This is a genomic window from Pseudarthrobacter sulfonivorans (assembly GCF_031454915.1).
Classification (GTDB): Bacteria; Actinomycetota; Actinomycetes; order Actinomycetales; family Micrococcaceae; genus Arthrobacter; species Arthrobacter sulfonivorans_C.
Genome location: NZ_JAVDRS010000013.1, coordinates 60,683 through 82,274, shown reverse-complemented (window position 1 = coordinate 82,274; position 21,592 = coordinate 60,683). Strand labels below are relative to the sequence as shown.

Annotated in this window: 19 protein-coding genes; 10 read left to right on the top strand and 9 right to left on the bottom strand. The window is 61.7% G+C overall.

The features are described 5' to 3' along the window. Positions 1-55: 55 nt before the first annotated feature. Together J2808_RS21280 and J2808_RS21275 are read left to right on the top strand one after the other, a co-directional pair. A complete protein-coding gene (locus J2808_RS21280; protein WP_309820680.1) occupies positions 56-580 on the top strand; it encodes a VOC family protein in 525 nt (174 codons plus the stop codon). Further along, positions 577-1,746, top strand: coding sequence for a luciferase domain-containing protein (locus J2808_RS21275; protein ID WP_309820677.1), 1,170 nt, complete (start codon positions 577-579; stop codon positions 1,744-1,746). Before J2808_RS21280 ends, J2808_RS21275 begins: the two co-directional genes overlap by 4 nt. A gap of 45 nt (positions 1,747-1,791) precedes the next feature. On the opposite strand, the gene J2808_RS21270 is transcribed toward J2808_RS21275, so the two are convergent. From J2808_RS21270 to J2808_RS21240, 7 genes are all read right to left on the bottom strand, one after another. Then, complete coding sequence (locus J2808_RS21270; RefSeq protein ID WP_309820675.1) at positions 1,792-2,958, bottom strand: serine hydrolase domain-containing protein; 1,167 nt, start codon at positions 2,956-2,958, stop codon at positions 1,792-1,794. 16 nt (positions 2,959-2,974) lie between these two features. Further along, positions 2,975-3,961 carry an alpha/beta hydrolase gene (locus J2808_RS21265; protein WP_307485953.1) on the bottom strand — a complete coding sequence of 329 codons (987 nt, stop codon included), beginning with the start codon at positions 3,959-3,961 and terminating at the stop codon, positions 2,975-2,977. A 30-nt stretch (positions 3,962-3,991) separates the two neighbouring features. Then, positions 3,992-6,523 carry a beta-glucosidase gene (locus J2808_RS21260; protein WP_397428101.1) on the bottom strand — a complete coding sequence of 844 codons (2,532 nt, stop codon included), beginning with the start codon at positions 6,521-6,523 and terminating at the stop codon, positions 3,992-3,994. Positions 6,524-6,533: 10 nt separating this feature from the next. Beyond that, positions 6,534-7,394 carry an ATP-binding cassette domain-containing protein gene (locus J2808_RS21255; RefSeq protein WP_309820672.1) on the bottom strand — a complete coding sequence of 287 codons (861 nt, stop codon included), beginning with the start codon at positions 7,392-7,394 and terminating at the stop codon, positions 6,534-6,536. Continuing rightward, on the bottom strand, positions 7,391-9,208 hold the full coding sequence (locus J2808_RS21250; RefSeq protein ID WP_309820670.1) for a dipeptide/oligopeptide/nickel ABC transporter permease/ATP-binding protein: 1,818 nt from the start codon (positions 9,206-9,208) through the stop codon (positions 7,391-7,393). Before J2808_RS21250 ends, J2808_RS21255 begins: the two co-directional genes overlap by 4 nt. Then, entirely contained in the window at positions 9,205-10,146 is a 942-nt protein-coding gene (locus tag J2808_RS21245) for an ABC transporter permease (protein ID WP_309820668.1), read from the bottom strand. The genes J2808_RS21250 and J2808_RS21245 overlap by 4 nt, the downstream gene beginning before the upstream one ends. 70 nt (positions 10,147-10,216) lie before the next feature. Further along, positions 10,217-11,734, bottom strand: a complete 1,518-nt coding sequence (locus J2808_RS21240; RefSeq protein WP_309820666.1) for an ABC transporter substrate-binding protein — start codon at positions 11,732-11,734, stop codon at positions 10,217-10,219. A 179-nt stretch (positions 11,735-11,913) separates the two neighbouring features. Here J2808_RS21240 and J2808_RS21235 point away from each other — a divergent pair, with 179 nt between their 5' ends. Further along, the gene (locus J2808_RS21235) at positions 11,914-12,552 is read left to right on the top strand and encodes a TetR/AcrR family transcriptional regulator (RefSeq protein ID WP_309820665.1); all 639 of its coding nucleotides are present in this window, start codon (positions 11,914-11,916) and stop codon (positions 12,550-12,552) included. A 45-nt stretch (positions 12,553-12,597) separates the two neighbouring features. Here the strand turns inward: J2808_RS21235 and J2808_RS21230 are convergent, their stop codons facing one another. After that, positions 12,598-13,407 carry an alpha/beta fold hydrolase gene (locus J2808_RS21230; RefSeq protein ID WP_309820663.1) on the bottom strand — a complete coding sequence of 270 codons (810 nt, stop codon included), beginning with the start codon at positions 13,405-13,407 and terminating at the stop codon, positions 12,598-12,600. Between the two features lie 159 nt (positions 13,408-13,566). Here J2808_RS21230 and J2808_RS21225 point away from each other — a divergent pair, with 159 nt between their 5' ends. The 7 genes from J2808_RS21225 (at position 13,567) to J2808_RS21195 (ending at position 20,176) form a co-directional block, all read left to right on the top strand. Continuing rightward, positions 13,567-13,761 carry a hypothetical protein gene (locus tag J2808_RS21225; protein ID WP_309820661.1) on the top strand — a complete coding sequence of 65 codons (195 nt, stop codon included), beginning with the start codon at positions 13,567-13,569 and terminating at the stop codon, positions 13,759-13,761. Between the two features lie 503 nt (positions 13,762-14,264). After that, positions 14,265-15,230, top strand: coding sequence for an AraC family transcriptional regulator (locus J2808_RS21220; protein WP_309820658.1), 966 nt, complete (start codon positions 14,265-14,267; stop codon positions 15,228-15,230). Positions 15,231-15,756: 526 nt separating this feature from the next. Then, positions 15,757-16,335 (top strand): flavin reductase family protein, encoded by a 579-nt coding sequence (locus tag J2808_RS21215; RefSeq protein ID WP_309820656.1) that lies wholly within the window; start codon positions 15,757-15,759, stop codon positions 16,333-16,335. 85 nt (positions 16,336-16,420) lie between these two features. Further along, on the top strand, positions 16,421-18,031 hold the full coding sequence (locus tag J2808_RS21210; protein ID WP_309820654.1) for a 4-hydroxyphenylacetate 3-hydroxylase family protein: 1,611 nt from the start codon (positions 16,421-16,423) through the stop codon (positions 18,029-18,031). 79 nt (positions 18,032-18,110) lie between these two features. Continuing rightward, complete coding sequence (gene catA, locus J2808_RS21205) at positions 18,111-18,998, top strand: catechol 1,2-dioxygenase (RefSeq protein WP_309820652.1); 888 nt, start codon at positions 18,111-18,113, stop codon at positions 18,996-18,998. A gap of 92 nt (positions 18,999-19,090) precedes the next feature. Continuing rightward, positions 19,091-19,720, top strand: a complete 630-nt coding sequence (locus J2808_RS21200; RefSeq protein WP_309820708.1) for an MBL fold metallo-hydrolase — start codon at positions 19,091-19,093, stop codon at positions 19,718-19,720. Positions 19,721-19,753: 33 nt separating this feature from the next. Continuing rightward, positions 19,754-20,176: an MBL fold metallo-hydrolase gene (locus tag J2808_RS21195; RefSeq protein WP_309820650.1), complete on the top strand. Its 423-nt coding sequence runs from the start codon at positions 19,754-19,756 to the stop codon at positions 20,174-20,176. A 300-nt stretch (positions 20,177-20,476) separates the two neighbouring features. Here the strand turns inward: J2808_RS21195 and J2808_RS21190 are convergent, their stop codons facing one another. Next, positions 20,477-21,586 (bottom strand): mandelate racemase/muconate lactonizing enzyme family protein, encoded by a 1,110-nt coding sequence (locus J2808_RS21190; protein WP_309820649.1) that lies wholly within the window; start codon positions 21,584-21,586, stop codon positions 20,477-20,479. Between the last annotated feature and the right edge of the window lie 6 nt (positions 21,587-21,592).

Below are 21,592 nucleotides of genomic sequence, written 5' to 3'. Positions count from 1 at the left end.
TCGGCCGGCTCCCGGGTCGCTCATGCGGGCCCATACCGAGAAGGAATTGCCTCCGATGCCAGTCTCACCCGTCCGGCTGAATCATGCCGTACTGTTCGTCACCGATCTTGACCGGGCCGAGCGCTTCTATACCCACGTCTTTGGGATGGAGGTCGCTGCCCGCGAGCCGCGCGCAAACGCGTGTTTCCTCCGGCTGCCGCGCTCCGGCAACCACCACGACCTCGGCCTCTTCGGGGTAGGCGCCGATGCGGCGCCAAAGGTGCCTGGCGGCGTCGGGCTCTACCACCTCGCCTGGCAGCTGGACACCATCGAGGAGCTGGCCGAGGCCCGCCGGACCTTAACGGATGCCGGCGCATACACCGGTCAGTCCAGCCATGGCGCCACCAAGAGCATTTACGGCGCAGATCCGGACGGCAACGAGTTCGAACTTATGTGGATGCTTCCCCGGCAGCATTGGGGCGAGTACGAGAACGCCGCTCCCGTCGAGCCGCTGGAGCTCGACGCCGAACTGGCCCGATGGTCAGGCGTGTCCACCGCAGGCCGCATAACCGCAACCAACACCGGGGAGGACAACTCATGAAGGACGATTTCGGCAAACCCACAGTCGTCTGGCACAGCCCTGACGCCCCCGACCGTCCCCTGGTGGTGCTACTGCACGGACGCGGCGCCGACGAGACCGGAATCATTGGCCTGGCCGGACACCTGCCCCCCGGACCCTCGTACGCAGCCGTCCGCGCACCGATCCCCTCCGGGGGCGGATATGCCTGGTTCGCCAACCGTGGAATCGGCCGCCCGATCGCGGAGTCCCTCACTCAGACCATGGCCTGGTTCCGGAAGTGGCTCGACCACGTGGCACCAGCGGGCCGCCCGGTAATCCTTGTCGGCTTCAGCGGCGGCGCCGCGTTCGCCGGTGGCCTGCTCCTGGCCGATCCGCAGCGCTTCGCCGGCGCTGCAATCCTGTATGGAACATTGCCGTTCGACGCCGGCGTCCCAACCTCTCCTGCGCGCCTGGCCGGAGTGCCGGTCTTTATAGCGCAAGGCGAAACGGACACAGTCATCCCCCGCGAACTGCTGGACCGTACCTGGACCTACCTGCTCGGAGATTCGGGCGCACCCAGCTACGCCCGCCGCGATCCCGGGGGTCACGGTCTCACCAACACCACCGTTGCCGAGCTCAGCGGCTGGATCGCCGAGCGGCTCCAGTTCCTCGCCGCCCGCAGCATTCTGCCCTCCGGTCCCGACACGTGGGATACCCTTCCCGGCGGGGCCCTTCCGGCCCGCCAGGATTCCCGGCCCGACGTTTCATGGTCGATTCCCCAGGAGCAACGCTCGGACAACAGCCCCCTCCATATCCGGGAGCAGCTCCACAGCAGTATCACGGCCCTGCCAAGGGTAACCGCCCGTCAGTCAGCCATCTCCGTACTCGGCGCATCCGGCTTCATAGTCGAACGCGGCCCGGGAGCGCCGCTTGATGCGTTCCTCGTGCCACAAGTGGGTGAGTTCGCACACCTCCACCCCGACTACGACGGTTCGCTGCATCTGGCACTACCGCCGGCGCTGAGCCGCGACGCCATCGCCAAGGGATGGGCCGTCGCCCACCCCCTCGCGGGCATCCGCCTCGCCCGCGGAATGGTCATGATCTACGGACCACGGAATGCTACCGAACTCGACATCGTCACCGGCATAGTCCAGACCAGCCACGCATACGCCACGGCAGTGCTCGCCGCCAGCGACGGGAGCGCTTGACGAGCTGCGGAGTCAAGTCCGCAGGCCGTCATGGCTCCCAGGCCGTTAGCTTTGGCGTATGGCAGATCGCACGGTCTGCGAGAGGTGAAGCGCCCTGGCATCTGCGCCGCCGGGGAGTTGCATTTGCAGTGGGATGTAACCAAAGCTCAGATCGTACAGGGGATCAGCGTAACCGAGCGCTCCACCGGCTCCATCGTGACCAAAGGCCCGAAAGCTGCCAAAATCACTGCCTGGATGAGGCTTCATGAAAACAATCCCGAACGCGGCTGGGAAATTCAGCACTCGATCAACTCCCCAGACCTGCTGCTGTCCCATCTCGCCAACAGTTTCGGAGTCCAGGAGAGCCTCCCCCAGCAGTCCAATGGCTGCGGCGTAAACCTGCGCGAGCCCCCTCGCCGATCCGATACCGCCAAGTGCAGCGGGACCGGCTGCCCGCACTTCCCGTAGATTGGGTGAGTATGGCCCAAGGTTCGGTGGTACGAGATTATTGACACCGTTGAACATCAGGGCGCCCAAACTGTCCGGCGCCATCGGACTCTGGCTGATTATTGCCAACTGTTCGGCGGTGGGCTGCGCCGGACGCAGCGCTTCGTACCGGCCCTCCTGTGACGACGGCAGCGAGAGCCAGAAGTCGATGCCGCGGGGTGCGCGGATGCTCTCCTCGTAGAGTCCTTGCAGGGACTGACCAGTAATGCGCCTCACCAGTTCCTCCATGAACGTTCCTATGGTTATGCCGTGGTAGCCGAACGCTGTGCCTGGGCGCCAGTGCGGCCGTTGTGCCGCCAGCTTGGGGGCGGCACGGCGCGAGTCCAGTATGTCCTCATTATCAAGTCCGTCATCCACATTCACGAGCCCTGCCTGGTGCGACAAGAGCTCGCGGACAAGGATCCTTTCCTTTCCGTGGGCTCCGAATTCGGGCCAATAGTGGACCACCGTTTGATCCAAGTCGAGCGCACCGGACCTGATCAAAGTGCCCAACGCAATCGCTGCCACCCCTTTTGTTGCCGAAAAGGTTCCCGTAAGGGTGTCGTGTCCTAGACCGTCCCCGCCGGCCAGATCCACTACCAGTTGGCTTTTCCAATACACAGCCAACTGTGCACTGAAGTGGGGGTCGTCGGCCAGGTAGCGCTCAAACTCGGCGCGTACATCCTCGAAGCCGGGAGCTGTGGTGCCTGTGGCATGGTTATGCGTGGGAGCCGTGACGGCTGACATCACTGAGGGCCTTTCTTTAGTTCGGGAATGTGTCAATGCTTGGGCCCAGTCCGAGCCGCCGATCGCTGCGAAGCCACCGGATCATCCGCTCAACTGAATTCCTGCCTGGCGCCGAGTGGGGATGGTCCAAGTGTCCGTGCATGCTGTCCGGTTCCATCTCCAAGCGGACATGGACTCCTGCCGCCTCCAGTTGGGCCGCAAAGAGTTCCCCGGAAGCGCGAAGCGTATCGGCCTCGGAATTGATGATGTACACAGGAGGAAAACCATGCAGGTCTCCCCCTCCGGCAAATGCGTGAGGGTCGCTGAAATTGTCCTCGCTGCCGGCGAAGTTGAGATTGATGTCGCGGATGAAGTCAGGCCCAAATGAGAGCTCAGCAGGGACGCCCTCCATCTTCTTTCCAAGGTCCTCGCTAATTGTCGGAATCTCGGCATGGACGAGAGGATAGGCGAGCAGTAAGGACGCCGGCATCTGTCCGGCATCGTCCCTGAGCCGTCCGGTGAGCGCGGCAGTCAACGCAGCCCCGGCGCTGGCGCCTCCGAGGTGAAGGTCATCAGCAGTCGTCAATCCTAATGCGCTGAGATTTTCAAGAGCCCACGTCCACCCGGCCAGCACATCGTTCGAAGGTGCGGGGTACTTCACGCCGTGAAGCGCCTTGCGATAGTCGAGCGACAGAACGGAAATACCGCTTGAAGCGAGGTAGAGGCTCACCCAGTGAGCCTCCGGCATGTTCAGGTCTCCGGCAATGAATGCGCCGCCGTGTACCCAGACGAAGCCTGCAGAGGCGTCGCCGGGAGCTCGGTACAGACGTCCCGAAACTCCTCCTTCCGGAGTCGGGACAGTAATATCGACTGCCGATACGGCGCCGAGCTCGGGGTATATGGAAACCAGGGACTGGTGGTCCGTATCAGATCGAGGATCAGGGAAGGGGCCATTCAGCTCCAACTCCCGGATCAGCTGGCTAGCGATCGACGTACTTGAATGTTGCGTGCCTGTCTCGGGCATTTGTCTCGTCTTTCCTTCGTTATGCACGAGCTAGTTCTGGACCAGTTCCAGCGTGGCCTGCAGCGGAAGTTCGCTGACGGAGGTGCCGACGCGAAGGGTATAGGCGCCGGGTTCGTAGGTCCAGCCGTTGTTCCAGTAGGCCAGGAGCCGGGTGGGGACGTCCAGCATGGTGATCACTGTTTCGCCGGGATCGGCCCAGACGGGGGTGGAGGCGATGAGCCAGCGGACCGGGCGGTCGACGGCGGAGCCTGGCTTTTCGGCGTAGACCTGGACGATGTTCTTGCCCGAGCGCTCCCCCGTGTTTGTCAGGGTCACGGCGACGGGGATTACGGCGCCGGCGGCGGCGTTGACGGGGGCGTCTACGCTGTCCATGGTCCAGGTGGTGTACCCGAGGCCGTAGCCGAATTCGTAGGCCGGGATGGTGCCGGCTTTCAGCCAGGCACGGTAGCCGATGTGGATGCCTTCATCGTAGGTCAGCGTTCCGTCTGCCGCCGGGGTGACGTTGATGACCGGGACGTCTTCCTGGCTGGCGGGCCAAGTGGTGGGGAGCCGGCCGCCGGGTTCGGTGGTGCCGGTGAGGATGTCGGTGAGCGCGTGGCCGAATTCCTGGCCGCCGAAGTAGCCGATCAGGGTCGCTGCCACCTCGTTGCGCCAAGGCAGCAGGACCGGTGAGCCGGAATTCACGACAACGATGGTGCGGGGGTTGGCTGCCGCGACGGCGTGGACCAAGCGGTCTTGCAGTCCCGGCAGCTCAAGGGACGTCCGGTCGTAGCCTTCGGATTCGACGCGGGAATTGGTGCCCACCACGACGACGGCGACATCGGCTGCGCGGGCAGCCTCCACCGCCTGGGTGATCAGGCCGTCCCGGTCGTCATCGAATGGTTCGATACCGATAGTGATTCCGAGCGTATTGGATAATGCGCCTACCCTGTCCGTCGTGAGCTCCACACGGATTTGTATCGGGATACCCTCATGCACCTTCACCGGCACTGAAACGGCGGGCGGAGCCAGCAACGCCGCCCCCAAATCCGTTCCGACCGCTTCAACCGTCGCTTCGTGCGCGAGGATTCCATCGACGAAGATGCGGCCGTGGCCAACGGTGGCGAAACCCAGCCGGACCGTACCCGTTTCGTTCGGGGTGTAAATGGTGTGGAACTGGACCATGGAGGACTCGGCAATGGGTGCGTCGCCGCCAAACCAGACCAGGGCGGTGGAGCAGCGGTCCTCGGCGAAGAGTTCGTTTCCGTTGGGGTCCAGGAAGCGGACCCGGACGCCGGGGGTTCCGGTGACGGGGTTGGTGATCTGTTCCAGCGGGAGTTCGGCGATGCCTTCGTGGACCATGGCGCCAACGCTGTAGGTAACGTTGTCCGCCCCGAAGGCGGCACGGATCCCATCCAGCGGGGTGACGATCTTTTCCGGGACCACTGTGGCGGAGCCGCCGCCCTGGGTTCGGGCGTAGCGGGCGTTGTGGCCTATCACCGCAACACTCTTGACGGAGGCCGGGTCCAGCGGCAGCACGCCGTCGTTCTTCACCATGACGGTGCCGGCCGCGGAGACTTCGCGGGCGAACGCGATCGGGTCCTCCCGGTCTGCCGGTTCGGCCGCTACGGCATCGAAGCCTTCCAAAGCGCCGACGCGGGCGGCGAGTTGCAGGATCCGCAGGACCTTGCGGTCGATGGCCGTTTCGGGGACCTGGCCGGACTTCACAGCTATCACCAGGGCCACACCCCACGCCCCGTCCGGGCCGGGCATGACCAGGTCCTGGGAGGCTTTGGCGCTGTTGATGCTGCGCACGGCGGTCCAGTCACTGATAACGACGCCGTCGAAGCCCCATTCGCTGTTCAGCGGGGTCTCCAGCAGACCATTTTCAGTTGCGGTGGCACCGTTTATGGAGTTGTAGGCACTCATAACCAACCACGCGTTGGACTCGACGATGGCCTTTTCGAACGCGAGCAGGTATAGCTCCCGGAGTGGCCGGTCCCCTACCTTGACGTCCACGGTGAACCGATCCGTTTCGGAGTCGTTGGCGATGTAGTGCTTGGGGGTTGCGCCCACGCCGTTGCGCTGCACGCCGGAGACGTAGGCGGCGGCGAGTTCGGCTGTGAGGACGGGGTCTTCGCTGAAGGCCTCGAAGTGACGGCCGCCCAGCGGTGAGCGGTGCAGGTTGATCGTAGGGCCAAGCACCACATCGACTCCCTTGCGGCGGGCCTCGACGGCGGAGGCCGCACCGAGCCGGTCTGCGATGGCCGGGTCCCACGAGGAGCTGATAGCTGTGGCGGAGGGGAAGTTCATGGACGGCTGGCGTTCATCCCAGGCCTCGCCTCGGACGCCGGTGGGACCGTCGGAGAAGAGAATCCTGCGCAGGCCGATCTTCTTCATTGGCCAGGTGGTCCAGAAGTCCCTGCCTGTCAGCAGTTGCACCCTTTCTTCGAGGGTGAGTTCAGCCAGGAGTGCTTGGAGCCGGGCGTCGGTCTCGCGCTCGTTGGTGGCGGGTGTTTCTGGCGTGAGGGTTTCCATGGTGGCTTTCTTGGCTGTTCCGAAGGTTGTCGTATCGATGCTCATGCTGTGTCCGTCAGGCGACGCCGGCCTGGAGGTCCTGCTGGTTGTGGAGTTCCAGGAGTCGGAGCCTGTCCGCGCGGTGTTTGGCTTGCCGGTCGGGGTCCGGGATGGGCGCGGCCATGAAGAGGCGCTGGGTGTAGGGGTGTTCGGGTTCTCCGGTGACCTGTTCGCCGTCGCCCCATTCCACGATCTCGCCGTGGTACATCACGGCCACGCGGTGGCTGAGGTGCCGCACTACGGCGAGGTCGTGGGAGACAAAGAGGTAGGCGACGCCGGTGCGTTCCTGGATCTCGATGAAGAGTTCCATCACCCGCGCCTGGGTCGAGAGGTCCAGGGCTGAGACGGGTTCGTCGCAGACGATGAGCTTCGGGTCCAGGGCCAGTGCCCGGGCGATGGCGACGCGCTGACGCTGGCCGCCGGAAAATTCCCGCGGCAGGCGGTGCGCGGAGCCCTGCGGCAGCCGGACCTGGTCCAGGAGGTCGGCCACCCGCTTGTTGGCGGCCTGGCGTTCAACCTTTCGGACGGTGAGCGGTTCGGTGAGGATCTGCTCGATGGTCATGGAGGGGTTCAGTGAGGTATAGGGGTCCTGGAAGACCACCTGGATTTCGTTGCTGAGTTCCTTGCGCTGGGCACGGCCGGCCTTGGAGATTTCCTGGCCCCGGTATTTGATGCTGCCGCCGGTGACCGGTGCCAGGCCCAGCACGGCGCGGCCGAGGGTGGTCTTGCCGGAACCGGATTCGCCCACCAGGCCCACGGTTTCGCCGGGGCGGATGTCCAGGGAGACGCCTTTGAGGGCTTTGAAGGGTATTTTGCGGAAGCCCCTGAGCGGATATTCGACAACGACGTCCTTGACGTCGAGCAGCGTCTCGGTCATGAAGTCACTTCTTTCAGTTCCTTAAGGGTGTACTGCCCGCGGGGCGCGGTGTCTTCGAGGATCGCGTCCAGCAGCCGGCGCGTATAGGGGTGCCGGGCATCGTTGAAGATGGCCCTGACGGAGCCGGTTTCCACCACGCGGCCGGACTGCATTACTGAAACACGGTCGCAAAGGTCGGCCACCACGCCGAAGTTGTGGGTTACCAAGATGACGCCCATGTTCAGTTCGTCCTGGAGCTCACGGAGCAGGTTCAGGACTTCGGCCTGCACAGTGACGTCCAGGGCAGTGGTGGGTTCGTCGGCGATCAACAGGTCCGGTTCGCAGGAGACGGCACCTGCAATAAGGACGCGCTGTGCCATGCCACCGGAGATCTGGTGCGGGTAAGCGTTGAAGGTGCGTTCCGGGTTGGGAATTCCCACTTTGGCCAGCAGCGCCAGGGCACGGGTGCGGGCTTCGGCCTTGGAGATTCCGAGGCAGACCCGCATCGGCTCCATCAGCTGGCTGCCGATGCTGAATGCACCGTCGAGGTTGGACATCGGTTCCTGCGGAATGTAGGCGATACGCTTCCCGCGGATCTTGGTCATTTCCTTTTCGGAGAGGTGTGCCAGGTCCTCGCCCTCGAAAAAGATAGAGCCGCCGGTGATGCGCCCGCCCTGCGGCAGCAGCCGGAGGATGGAGAAAGCAGTCTGTGTCTTGCCGGAGCCGGATTCGCCCACCAGGCCATGGACTTCGCCGCGACGGACGGTCAAGTTCACATGGTTGACTACATGGGTAGTGGAACCGTCGGGCTGGTCATAGCCGACGCCAAGGCTGGCAACTTCCAGCAGCAACTCCCCCGCGTTTTCAGTCCGTTCTTCGGGATGGACGACGGCGGCTGCACCGCGCTTCTCGGCGGCACCTGCGGCGTCCGCGATGGCGGCAGCAGCTGCAGCCTTGCGGCTCTTCTTGACCGGGCCGCTGCTGCGTTCCAGTTCGTCGCGCATCGCGTTCGCCAAGAGAGTCAGGGCGATGCAGACCAGGCCGATGATCAGGGCGGGCCACAGGACCAGGGTGGGTGATTTGAAAATGTTAATGAAGCCGTCGTTGAGCATGCTGCCCCAGGTGGGGATGTTCCGGTCCCCCAGGCCCAGGAACTCGAGGCCGGCCTGGATGGCGATGGCGATGCCCAGGACCATGGCGGACTGGATGATCACGGGCGCCCGGACCACGGTCAGGATGTGGCGGCCGATGATCCGGAAGTCGCTCAGCCCGGAGACCCGTGCTGCATCCACGTAGAGCTCGTTGCGGACGGCGGTGACTGAGGCGTAGACCAGCCGGAAAAAGGCGGGCGAGAGCAGGATGCCGAAGATCATCATGGATAGCCACATCGACGGGCCCACCACGGCGCGGGCTGCCAGCAGCACCACCATGCCGGGAAGGGCCATCATCAGGCCGGTGAGCCAGGAGGAGACGGAATCGAACCAGCCGCCATAGTACCCGGCGATCAGTCCCGCGGTGACGCCGAGAACCAGCGCGACGGCAAGGGCCAGCAAGGCGCCGGCAAGGCTGAACTGGCCCGCGAACAGCAACCGGCTGAGGACATCGCGGCCCGCGCTGTCGGCGCCGAGGAGGTGTTCGGAGCTTGCCTTGGCCAGCACATCCTTCAGGATTGCAGTGTTCGGATCATGCGTTGCCAGCAGTGGCGACAGGACCGAGGCCAGTGCCACCAGGAACAGCACAAGCAGTGAGACTGCGCCCGTGGGGTGGGTCAGGAGCTTGCGGAAAAGGGAAACCTTGGCTGCCGTGACGGGCAGTGCGAGGGGTGTTTCGATCATGACAGCCGAACTTTCGGATTGAGCCAGCCCTGGGCGAGGTCGATGATGAGGTTGACGGCCACCACGATGGCGGCCGTCGCGACGACGACTCCCATCACGACCGGGATGTCACCCTGGCCGGTGGCGGCCACTGTGATCTGGCCTAGGCCAGGCAGTGCGAAGATCTGTTCAACGATGACGGCACCGCCGAGGAGCCCTATGAACTGCACGGCGAGCACGGCCAGGGCCGGGCCGCCTGCGTTGCGCAGGACATGCTTGTAGACCACGCGGTTGAAGGACAGGCCGCGTGCCCGCAGCGTCCGGACGTAGTCCTGGCGGAGTGCATCGATCAGCGAGCCGCGTACCTGTTGGACCACCGCGGCGATGCAGCCGATCGACAGGGCAATGATCGGCAAGGTGACGGTGGCAGCCCAACCACCGAACGACGTCGTAATAGGAACGTAGCCGGTGGCCTTGAACCACTTAAGGTTCAGCGCGAACAGGGACACGAGCCCAAGGGCGATCAGGAAGCCGGGGACGGCAAACCCAAGGACGCCCACGAACTGGACCACACGGTCAACCCAGCCGCGGCGGACCGCAGCCCAAACGCCGATGACCACAGAAATCACAGCTGCAATCATCACTGCACCAAGGACCAGGGAAATGGTGACGGCAAGCCGGCTGCTGACGCCGGTGCTGACGAGCTGGCCGTTGAACCAGGACCGGCCAAGATCCCCGGTCAGGGCGTTGGTCAGCCAGTCCCAGTACTGCACAGGGAGTGGGCGGTCCAGGCCCAACTGGCTGGCCTTCAAGGCAACCTGGGCATCGCTGGCGGTTGGGCCCACGAGGCGGCGCGCGATATTTCCGCCGCCCGCATAGAGCAGCAGGTAGGCGACCGTGGTGATGACAAACAGCAGAAGGACACCGGAAAACAGGCGCCGCAGCACGAATCGGTACATTCGAAAATCCTTTGGGAGGGTTCCTCGGGCTGCCGGACCGGGCTAGGAGCCCGGTCCGGCAGCCTGTCCGCTAGGAGGCGGGGGTGAAGGACCAGATGTAGGGGTAGACGTTGCCCGTCTGAAGCTGCACATTGGTCTTAGCATCAGTCACAAAGCTGTTCTGCGGGCGGTACCACGGGGCAAACCAGGCCTGCTCAACGATGTACTTGTTAAGTTCCTTCGCTGCGGACTTCTGCTCGTCCTCGGAACCCAGGTTAACTTTCTTCACCAGTTCGTCGACCTTGGGATCGGCGTATTTGTAAGGATTCCACGCTGACTTCGGCGCAATTTTCATGTTGATCAGCTGCCAGTCCGACTGCTGCTCCAGAATCATGTAACTGGCGGCATATTTTGCTGCCAGCAGGTCGGCAATGAAGTTATTACCCGCGTCAACGGTCTCGACAGTAACTCCGACATCCTTGAGTTGCTGCGTAATCAAAGCAAAAATCGAGCTGTTGACGAGTGGGGTAGACGGCATCTGGAGGTTGAACCCGTTCGCGTAGCCGGCCTCGGCCAGGAGCGCCTTGGCTTTGGCGGGGTCGTAGGCGTAGCGGGAGTCCAGGGACGGATCGTACGCGTCCGACGACGGTGGGAACACTTGGGTGGTGGGCGTGCCGCGACCTTGGTTCACGGCATCCAACAGCGACTTCGTGTCGAAGGCATAGTTCAAGGCCTGCCGGACGCGGACGTCCTTGAGGGCGGGGTTGGTTGTACCCGCACGGTCAAAGAGCATCAAGCCAACCCAGTTACCTTCGAAAGAATTGTTTTTATAGCCTGCAGCTTCAGCTTCCTGAATCATCGCGATGTCAATGAGGGAGCCGTTGAGCGTCCCGGACTTGACGGCGCTCAGCAGTGAGGTCTGTTCCGGGTATACGTTCAGAATCAGGTTGTCATAGTGAACAAGGTCCTTGGCCCAGTAGTCCGGGTTGGTCTTGTACGTGTAGGAAGTGCCGGTCACGGTGGCAGCAGTGTCCAGAATGTATGGTCCGGATCCCACGGGGTTGGTGGCGATGTCCGCGTTGCCGAAGGAAGCCGGGCTTTGCATAAACGACGCTTCCTTGGACAGGTACCCCAAGAAGGCGGGGTCCGGCGCAGATAGGGTCAGCTTCAGCGTGGTTGCGTCAACTGCATCGGCTTTCTGCAAGGCTGCCAGGAACTGCGCGTCTGCTGATGTTCCCACCTTGAATCGCTCGAGGTTCTGCTTGGCAGCGTCTGCATTGAATGCCGTGCCATCCGTGAACTTGACGTCATCACGAAGCTTCAGGGTGAGGACGGTCTTGTCCTCGTTGTAGGTCCATTCGGTCGCCAGCATCGGCACCAGCTTGCCGTCAGGCTCCATGCGAAGCAGGGTGTCGTACACCGCCTGGTAGAACGGCGATACGTTGGCGAAGTCAGAGTCGGCAGCCGCAAAGGATTTGGGTGCCATGAGAGCACCCAGCGTCAATGTTTGCGAGGCCTGTTCGGCAGGGGGCTCACCTGCAGCAGAGCAGCCGGTGAGGCTCAGGGCAGCGGCGGCAACAAGTGCGGCCATTCGCTTGGATCGGAACATCTTTGGTCCCTTTCGCGGTCAGTGGCGTCCACCATGGACGGCCAATGAAAGAGAACGTATCACGAAAACTGACCATGTGGTAGGTTTCTAAGTACTTAGTTTTCCCCGTGTGTGACCTGGACGCACAGCTGACACCGGACGGAACGCAGGCCCAAGCTGAAGGTTGTTAGAGTTGCCAGATGACTGAAATAGCGACCAATGCTGTGGCACGGGAACCGCGCCGTGGGCGGCCACGCGGAAGCTACGCAAAGACGGAAGGCCGCCGCCAAGAAATCCTGGCGGCGGCCTTCGAGGTTTTCTCCACATCCGGCTACCGGGCAGGGTCCATCCAAGACATCGCTGACAAGATCGGCCTCACCAAGACTGGTCTCCTCCACCACTTCCCCAGCAAAGAGGCCCTGCTTGAGGCCGTTCTCACCCTTCGCGACGAGGATTCATGGGCGGCCGCCGGCATCGTGACGGACAACGGCATGGAGACGCTGAACGGCATCATCCGCCTCGTGCATAACAACACCACTGTTCCTGGACTCGTCGCGCTTCATTGCGTATTGTCAGCCGAATCGACAGACCCGACGCACCCCGCCCATGAGTACTTTAAGCGCCGCTACAACTGGGTGCGGGACGTCGGTGGACAAGCATTTGCCGATTTGGATCGGCGAGGCAGGCTGCGACACGGAGTAACACCGGCTGCGGCAGCGCGGCAGCTAGTCGCACTTATGGATGGGTTACAGGTCCAGTGGCTCCTGGACAACGAGTCTGTTGACATGGCTGGCGAGTTGAAATCTTTCCTTGGTTCCATCACGACCGAAAGCTTTTAGTTCCCAAGAGACAGCTCAGTCACTGGGGTGCGGGTCCAGCAGCTACTACAAAGCGCTACTCAGGAAAGCGAGCATTTCGCGGTTGAATTCTTCCGGCTCGTTCCAGTGGGGGCAGTGGCCACTGTTTTCGAAAACGGACAGGGAAGACTTGGGCAGCGACTCAGCCAACCACTGCATGCCCTCAAGCGGAAAAGATGGCGAGTAGCGGCCGGTGGCTACCCAGGACGGAACATTCACTGCCGGAACAACATCCCGCCAGTCTGCAGTGAAGTGATCCACCATAAGTTGGAGGACGGCTCCTTCAGGAAATTCAGTGAGTCCGCCCACATCGGAAAAGAGTTGCCCGACATGAGGCGGCATAGGGGGCTCAAGCGATGGATTACCCCACTGAAATCTCCCGTTTACTGAATCCCAGACATTGGCCCACCCGACAGACCTGACGCCCCAAGCCCACGACTCGTCGTTAACGATTTTCGGCGACTGGTCGATGGCCACGAAAGCTCGTACGCGGTCCGTGCCGAATAAGTCAAAGTACGCGAGACAAACCGAAACCCCTAAGGAATGACCAACAAGCGCCACCTCGTCAAGTTCCAGATGTTCCATCAGTTCGCGCACGTCTTTCCCTAGGCGGGAGACACGCTGACCAGTGGCCGGCGAGTTCGAACGGCCGTGAAATCTTAAGTCAAGGGCCAACGTCCGATACCCCGCAGCCACCAGCGCCTCGCGCTGGAATGCCCAATGGGCGGCCCTGCATGTAAACCCGTGCACGAGCAAAACAGCGGGGCCGGAACCGAAGTCGTCGTAAACCAATTCCACGCCATCTGTGGTTCGAAACAACTTTTCATGATCCGTCATTTGCGGCCTCCTTGGGCAATCAATCTAAATTCAAGGCGTAAAGCCGCGAGTATTTAGAGTTTACATTATAAATTACCCGCCAATTGAGTGTGCTGCTTCCTAAGTCTTATACTGATCCCGTATAAAGAAAGAGAAAGAAAGTATTGGACAAATGACCCAATGCGTTCGCAGCGGCGAAGGATGCTCGCCTTCACTTTGGGTAAGCTTGCTGCAGCGACGGCCGACCACGGGAGGGCAGCGTTCAGGGATCTCGGACATTCTGCGACCCGGGCCACCATCGGCATCCCCGCCAGAGCCAACACCAAGCAGTCGGTGAAGGTCATGACTATCCTTGTCCCTGACAAGGATGCGTAAACTTCCCGAAACTACCTCTCGGCTCAGGAAGCAGGAGCTGGAAGTCCGACCGACCCTGACTAACGACCACCTACACGGGGGTATCGCCCGGGCGGTGCCGAATCTTAAATAGTTCGGAATCGAAAATGCACGGTTACCCGAAGCCGTCCGGGCGGGCTAAACGTTCAGTATTGGGCCGCTCGCTCTCCGCGATCCAGAACCTGGGCTATATTCGAGGACTGCGCGGCCGGCAAAAGCCGTTGACGACCGTGGTGCGGCGGAGAGCAGGCTCCTGAGCTACGGGATTGCCACTGACGAAGGAGTTGTAGAAGGCGCGAAGGCGCATGCTTCCATCCTGTGACCATATCGAACCCATACCGTATTCGTATTGGATGTCCACTCACATTGCTGAGACTATGACGTAGATCACCTACGGCACTTCGCTGCTCGCCGCCGTATCGGGCTAAGCACCCGGCGAGATGCCGAGTGCTTCAGATTAAGCCTTCATTGGAGAGGGAAATGCTGTGCCTAAGCCTCATATTCCCGGCTCACCCTTGCTCAGCTTTTCCACGTCGCAGATTCCCGCGAGTCACCGCTTAGAGCACTGGGCATCCTACAACGCCGCGACGCTTATGGGTCTGGATATACGCACGATTGATAGCACTCCCCTGGTGGCGGAGGAAATCACCCTTCATTGTCCGACACTGCGGCTCGCCCGCGTGAAAGGTTCTCCGCAAGTCATTGAACGTTCAGAGCGATTCATCGCCACAAACCCCACGGGCGATGTGGCGATGTTCTTCGCTCTAGGCGGCGAAGCCTTCTTCTACCACTCCACGGGGATGATCCTGCTCAAGCCTGGCCAGGCAGTGCTCTGCGACTTGGATCGACCGTTCCTGCGTGGATTCTCCCAAGGCGTGTACGAGCTTGTGCTAACCGTGCCGCGCGAAGAGTATGTGCGGCTGGCCCATGGAAGTTCGCTGAGGGAGCCTGTCATTTACGATTTCGCGACTGCTGCAGGTGCCCCGGGCAAGGACGCCGCCGCGGCCAGCCTGGCTTCACTGGCTAATTCGGTCCTCGCCCGGCAAGGTGAGGGCCTCGAACAAGGCGAGCAGGAGGCTTTCGCCCTGATGGAGCAGTTGCTGACCAAAACCCCTGGTACCGACCCTCGTTCGGCTTATCAGCGAGCGCTGAAGGAGATTGAGCGCCGGTTCACCGACCACTCCCTGGACCGGGCCCAGGTCGCCGCGGCTGCGGGAATCAGCGAACGCCAGCTCACCCGCCTATTTGCTGCCCAAGGAATATCGTTCGGAGACTACCTGGTTTCCCACCGACTGCAGACGGCGGAGGCCCTCCTGGGCTCTGAGCCGTATACGCCGATCGCCGAGATTGCACGTCGATGCGGCTTTGCATCACCTTCGCATTTCGCCCGGACGTTCAAGGCCCGCATGGGGGCGCTTCCTTCGGAGCTGCAGCGCGCAAACCGGGGCTGAAATCGCCAGTGCGGCCGCCGCACAAAGATGAGCGTTAGCCATGGTGGACCAGCGCGGCCCAGCGGCCACAGCTCGGGCCAGTTCCCTGGCCTCGCCCCGAGAGTCACAAGTCGCATCTGGCGCCATGATTCATCACCGACTCGACGAGCGGACGTTCCTGTTGCCTCCCTGCCGGCCCTTCAGCTGTCGTGTGCCCCGCCAGCGCTAATCGGGAAATTTCGCACCTCTTCTGATTGATGCCGTGCGTCCGGCCCCTGCCTGAGAGCAGCACCTCCCCAACCGGAATCGCCCCTATGGGACATCCCCTTATCTCTGCGGGACAGCATCTAGGAATTGGCTGTGTGACACAGGACACTCATTGACATGGCTCCGGCGCACCACTCCCAGGTGATCCGCATTTCGCAACGGCCTGACGAGCTCTTCAATACCGGTTCGTTCTCAGTCTCGCTGAGACGGCCAACGCTTGACAGGCACCACCACTTCCAAGGCTCCGGCTTGAACCGGGCAGTATGAGGAGAAATTACTCATGAGCGAGACCACGTCGGAGCTTCCGGCACAGACGATTGACGTCCGAGAACTGCGCAACGCATTCGGCAAATTTGCAACGGGCGTGACCGTGGTCACTTGCCATACGCCGGACGGAGAGCCCCACGGCGCCACCGTCAACGCCTTCACCGCTGTGTCACTGGACCCGCCGTTGGCCCAAGTCACGCTGATCCGTGGAAACAGGGCCTCCCAGTACCTGGAGGACCAACCGTTCGCGATCAACATCATGGCAGAAGACCAACTCGACGTCTGCCTTAACTTCGCCGGCAAGCCAATGAAGGGTGCCCCGCAATGGCGATCCGAAGACGGCGTGCCCGTACTGTGCGGAACCGCGGCGACCATCGAATGCAAGCCGTGGCGAATATACGACGGCGGCGACCACGTGATCGTCATCGGCGAGGTGATCGCGATGGAGGTCAACGACGTCGAGCCCCTGCTGTTCGTCTCAGGAAAATTCCGGGAGGTCGGGAATTTCTCAGGAGGCAGCCCCTGGGACGCTTCCGGAGACAGCCTTTCCACAGGCTGGTTCGAGGGCTCCAAGTCGTTCAAATCCTTCTAACCGCGCACCTCCGCACCAGATCCACAAACCGGAACGCGATTTTTATGATCGCCCCAGTGTCCCCACCCACATCAAAGGAGCAACCATGACCACCATTCCCGAGACCGAAGAGACAGTTTCGCAGGGCAGTTATTCGGAACGAATCACGCCGGCTAACCCGAAACTGCCCATGACAGGTGACGAATACATCGAGTCGTTGAAGGACGGCCGTGAGGTGTACATCCACGGCGACCGAGTAGACGACGTCACCACACACCCCGCCTTCCGAAACTCCGTGCGGATGGTGGCCCGGATGTACGACGGTTTCCACGACCCTGAGACCTCCAAAAAGCTGCTGGTGCCCACAGACACGGGATCCGGCGGTCAGACACACCCGTTCTTCAAGGTGCCGCATTCTGTGGACGACCTGAAGGATGCCAAAACTGCCATCGAGACATGGGCCCGCATGAGCTATGGCTGGATGGGCCGCTCACCCGACTACAAGGCCTCATTCCTGGGCACCCTGGGTGCCATGCCTGACTTCTACGCCCCCTATCAGGAGAACGCCAAGCGGTGGTACAAGGAATCGCAGGAAAAGGTCCTGTTCTGGAACCACGCCATCATCAACCCGCCGGTGGACCGCCATCTTCCCCCGGACCAGGTGGCCGACGTGTTCATGCGAGTGGAGAAAGAAACGGACAACGGCGTCATTGTCTCCGGTGCCAAGGTAGTAGCCACCGGCTCGGCCATCACGCAGTACAACTTTGTGTCCCATTACGGACTGCCCATCAAGAAGAAGGAATTCGCGCTCATCTGCACGGTTCCCACGGATGCCCCGGGCGTTAAGCTGATCTCGCGGACCTCCTACGCCCAGAACGCCGCCGTGACAGGCACCCCGTTCGACTACCCGCTGTCCTCGCGGATGGACGAGAACGATGCCGTCTTCGTCTTCGACAAGGTCCTGGTGCCTTGGGAGAACATCTTCGCCTATGGGGATCCGGACCAGGTGAATGGGTTTATGCCACAGACCGGATTCCTGAACCGCGCCGTCTTCCAAGGCTGCATTCGGTTGGCAGTGAAGCTCGACTTTATCGCCGGCCTGCTCCTGAAGGCACTCGAGATTGCAGGTACGCAGGACTTCCGGGGCGTGCAGGCCCGGGCCGGCGAAGTTATCGGCTGGCGCAACATGTTCTGGGCCCTTGTAGATGGCATGATGCACAATCCGGATCAGGGCCCCAACGGATCGGTGCTGCCTAACCTGGAGTACGGAATGGCCTACCGCCTGTTCATGGGCCAAGGCTATGCGCGGATCAAGGAAATCATCGAGCAGGATGTCGCGTCCGGCTTGATCTACTTGCCCTCCGGGGCATTGGACTTCAAGAACGCCACTATTCGTCCCTACCTGGACAAGTACGTGCGCGGCTCCAACGGCATCGAAGCGATCGACCGGGTCAAGCTCATGAAACTGCTCTGGGACGCCATCGGATCCGAGTTTGGAGGCCGGCACGAGCTCTATGAGCGCAATTACTCCGGAAACCATGAAAACGTCCGGGTCGAGATGCTCATGAATGCCATGCACAACGGCGCCACCAGCACCATGCACGGAATGGTGGAGCAGTGCATGAGCGAATACGACCTCGATGGTTGGACCGTCCCCGACCTGTTCAACAGCAACGACGTCAACGCGTACATGAAACGAGATGCCGCGGGCCGGTAACTTCATCCGCACAGCTCAACGACCCTGACTGCAATAACACCCCCGATCACGACAGTCCTATCGAACGAATTTGGAGTTCATGATGCAAACCACCAGCGAGACCCGCACTGAAGACGAAGGCACGGCCGTCGAGGCCGGCACCAAGGCAACTGAGCGCTTCGCCCAATCCGTCAAACGATCTGCCCCGGGCACTGCGAGCAAGGAGCGAGTGAGCCTGCTGGCCGGGGAAATGATCAAGGCCGCCAATGACCTCGTCCACAAACACCAGGTGACCTACGACGAGTACAACGCCCTGAAAGCCTGGCTGATCAAGGTCGGTACAGATGGGGAATGGCCGTTGTTCCTCGACGTGTGGCTCGAGCATTCGGTCGAGGAAGTCAATTCAGTAGACCGCCCCGGCACCGTTGGAGCGATCGAAGGACCCTTCTATGTTCCTAACTCCCCGGTTCTCCAGACCCCAGGGACACTGGAAATGCGCGAAGATGAGCAGGGCACGCCGCTGCAGTTCAAAGGACACTTCACCAACACCGACGGTGAACCAATCCGCAACGCCCAAGTGGAGATCTGGCACGCAGACGCAGCCGGGTTCTACTCGCAATACGCTCCGGGCTTGCCCGAATGGCTATTCCGCGGGACCGTGATGGCGGACGAAACTGGCTACTTCGAAATCGCCACCATGAGGCCCGCGCCGTACCAGATCCCCACCGACGGCGCCTGCGGGGAACTGATCGCTGCAGCCGGCTGGCACGCCTGGCGCCCGGCGCACATCCACCTCAGGGTCTCGGCCCCCGGTTATCAGCCAGTTATCCAGCAGCTGTACTTCCCCGGAGACCCCCACAACGAGGACGATATCGCTTCAGCGGTTAAGCCCGAATTGATGCTCGACCCACAACCACGTACCGACGGCGGTGTAGGCGAAGAAGGCGTCTACAACTACGTTCTCGCCAAGGAAGGTCAGACCAAGTAAGTCCGCGAGTCATCTCCTTTCCTCTGTGAGGAGTGCCTCCGCGTCATTGACGAGCGGAGGCACTCCTAATTTATTGACAAAACGGCAGCAACATTCAAACTGGCTCAGAGAAGTCATCAGCTTCCCGGGCGTTTGGCCCCGCTTCAGCTGAGGGGCATCGCACCCGGCTCGTTCTTCTCGGCACCCCGGGTGGCCCGCCCTACTGGCCCGGCGGGACGCGTGAAGGAATATCCTCCGCCCTTGTGGTGGGCGACCGCTACTATCTCATCGATGCAGGCCATGGGGTCATGCGACAGTTACGGAAGGCCAAACTTGGCCCCAACTACGACAAGGATTTCGAAGGACCCTTGGATGTGTTGGCCGGAATATTCCTGACGCATCTACACTCCGACCATGTCGTGGACCTGAACAACATTCTCAGCGAGGGCATCTACAACGGCCTTCAGTCCGTCAATAAAATACCCATCTGGGGACCGGGAAACAGAGGCCAGGTGCCTGCCTTGTTCGGATCAGGATACCCGCCCACCCCTGTCAGTCCAGCAAACCCGACCCCTGGCACCTGGGAAATGACAGATCTCACTGTGCAGGCCTACGCTACTGACTTCAATGACAGGCTTTCGACAACCGCAAGCCTCATCCGAACCACCTATGGGAAGCCTTCGACGTACCCGTTCCCCCAGAGTTCACGAAAAGCCCAAATACAGATCCTTGCCCGGAAATGAGCCCTTTCACGTCCTACGAAGATGAATATGCGGGTGTCAGCAACCTTGGACAACCATGCCCCCGTTTTCCCGGCACTGGCCTTCCGCTTTGACGCAGACGATGGCTCCGTGGTCTTATCCGGTGACACTGGAAAGACCCCAAACCTGATCAAGCTGGCCAAGGACGCCGATGTACTGGTCCACGAAGTGATCGATAAAACCTGGCCCCAGTCCCTCTTCCCTGAGCCTCGTACTGACGCTCAGGAGGGGCTGTACCAGCATCTGATCCAGGCGCACCCACTCATCGAGGACGTCGGAACCATTGCCCAAGAGGCCGGCGTCAAAACACTGGTCCTCTCACATCTGGTTCCGGGCAACAGACCCGACAACGTGTGGGAGGCTTGCGGCAACGGTTTCGACGGGCAGCTCATCATCGGGCACAACCTCGACGTCATCGGTGTCGGAACCGCCACCTGAGGAGCGTAAGCAGGGGCGACCGATCATACAAGTGAAGAGGTCCAGGACACTTTGTCCTGGACCTCTTCACTCGGTTTTATGCCACTTTTCGTTACAGGCCGATGCCGAATAAGCCAAGACATCAGGCACAACCAGCAGTTCCGCCCGGGAGCATCCGCAGGTGTAGCACCGCGTATCTTGCCGCCGGGCGCGGTCCCGGTCCGCGGCTTGAACGTTGAAGGACCGGACCCTAGCGCCGAGTCGGCGCAATGTCTTCATTGGTTCCATGACAACCCCGTTCCGCACAGCACCTGCGCCGCGCTACCGCTGCCCGTCTTGCCGGTACTTCTCGAGCTTGTCCTCATCAATCAACAGGCCTGTTCCCGGGACGTCGCGCACGTAGATGCGGCCCTCCACGATGCGGATCGGATCGGCCAGGAGGTCATCTGACATGTCGAGGAAGTTGGACAGCTCCCCAGCCCGCCGCGAGGTCGACTCGAAGGCCGCGCCAAAAGTGACGGATGCCAGGGTGCCCAGCTGGGTATCGATCTGGTTGCCGATCAGCACGTCCACACCCAGCCCTTCACAAAGGCCCACCAGCCGCGCAGACTGGGTGAACCCCGTCCGGGTGATCTTGATGTTGATGGCACTGCATGCCCCGGCCAGCAGCTCCCGGGCGGCGTCCCCAGGGGTGGGTGTGCTCTCGTCGGAGATTACGGGAATCCTGGACTGGGCCACGATCCGCCGCCGGCCCAGTACCTCGCTGGCGGGGCAGGGCTCCTCCAGTACTGTCAGCCCAAGACCTGACATCCGTTCCATCGCCTCGATCGCCTGGTTCGCCGTCCAGCCGTGGTTGGCGTCGAGCCCGATCTCGAAGTCTGGACCCAGCCCTTCACGGACCGCGCCGACGGCGGCTACGTCCTCGTCAATGCTGCTACGCCCCACTTTGAGCTTCACCGCCGTAATCCCGTACTCCTCATGCACGCGCAAGGCATCCTCGAGCATGGTTTCGGGTGTCCCGATTCCGACCATATGGGACACCCGCATGGAGTCGGTGTAGCCCCCCAGGAGGCGGTGGCAACTGACTCCGAGGGACTGGCCCATCAAATCCCAGAGGGCGACGTCGATAGCACCTTTAGTGGCGTTGTTCCCTACAGTGCGCTCCATGCCCTTATGGATGAACTCGCGTTCGAAGGGATCCCGCCCCGTCAAGATTGGCGCAAAAATCCGCCGAACGATGCTGACAATCGATTCCTGCGTCTCACCATAGGTGTAGGGCCGGGGCGGCACATCTGCTGTGCCGACCAGGCCTTCGTCCGTGTGGATTCGAAGCAGGACATGTTCGGCCTCCGCCACCGAACCCACGGCGAAATGCAGCGAGCGAGTGTAAGGAATGGAGTATGGAATCGTCTCGACGCGAGTGATCTTCATGGCGGC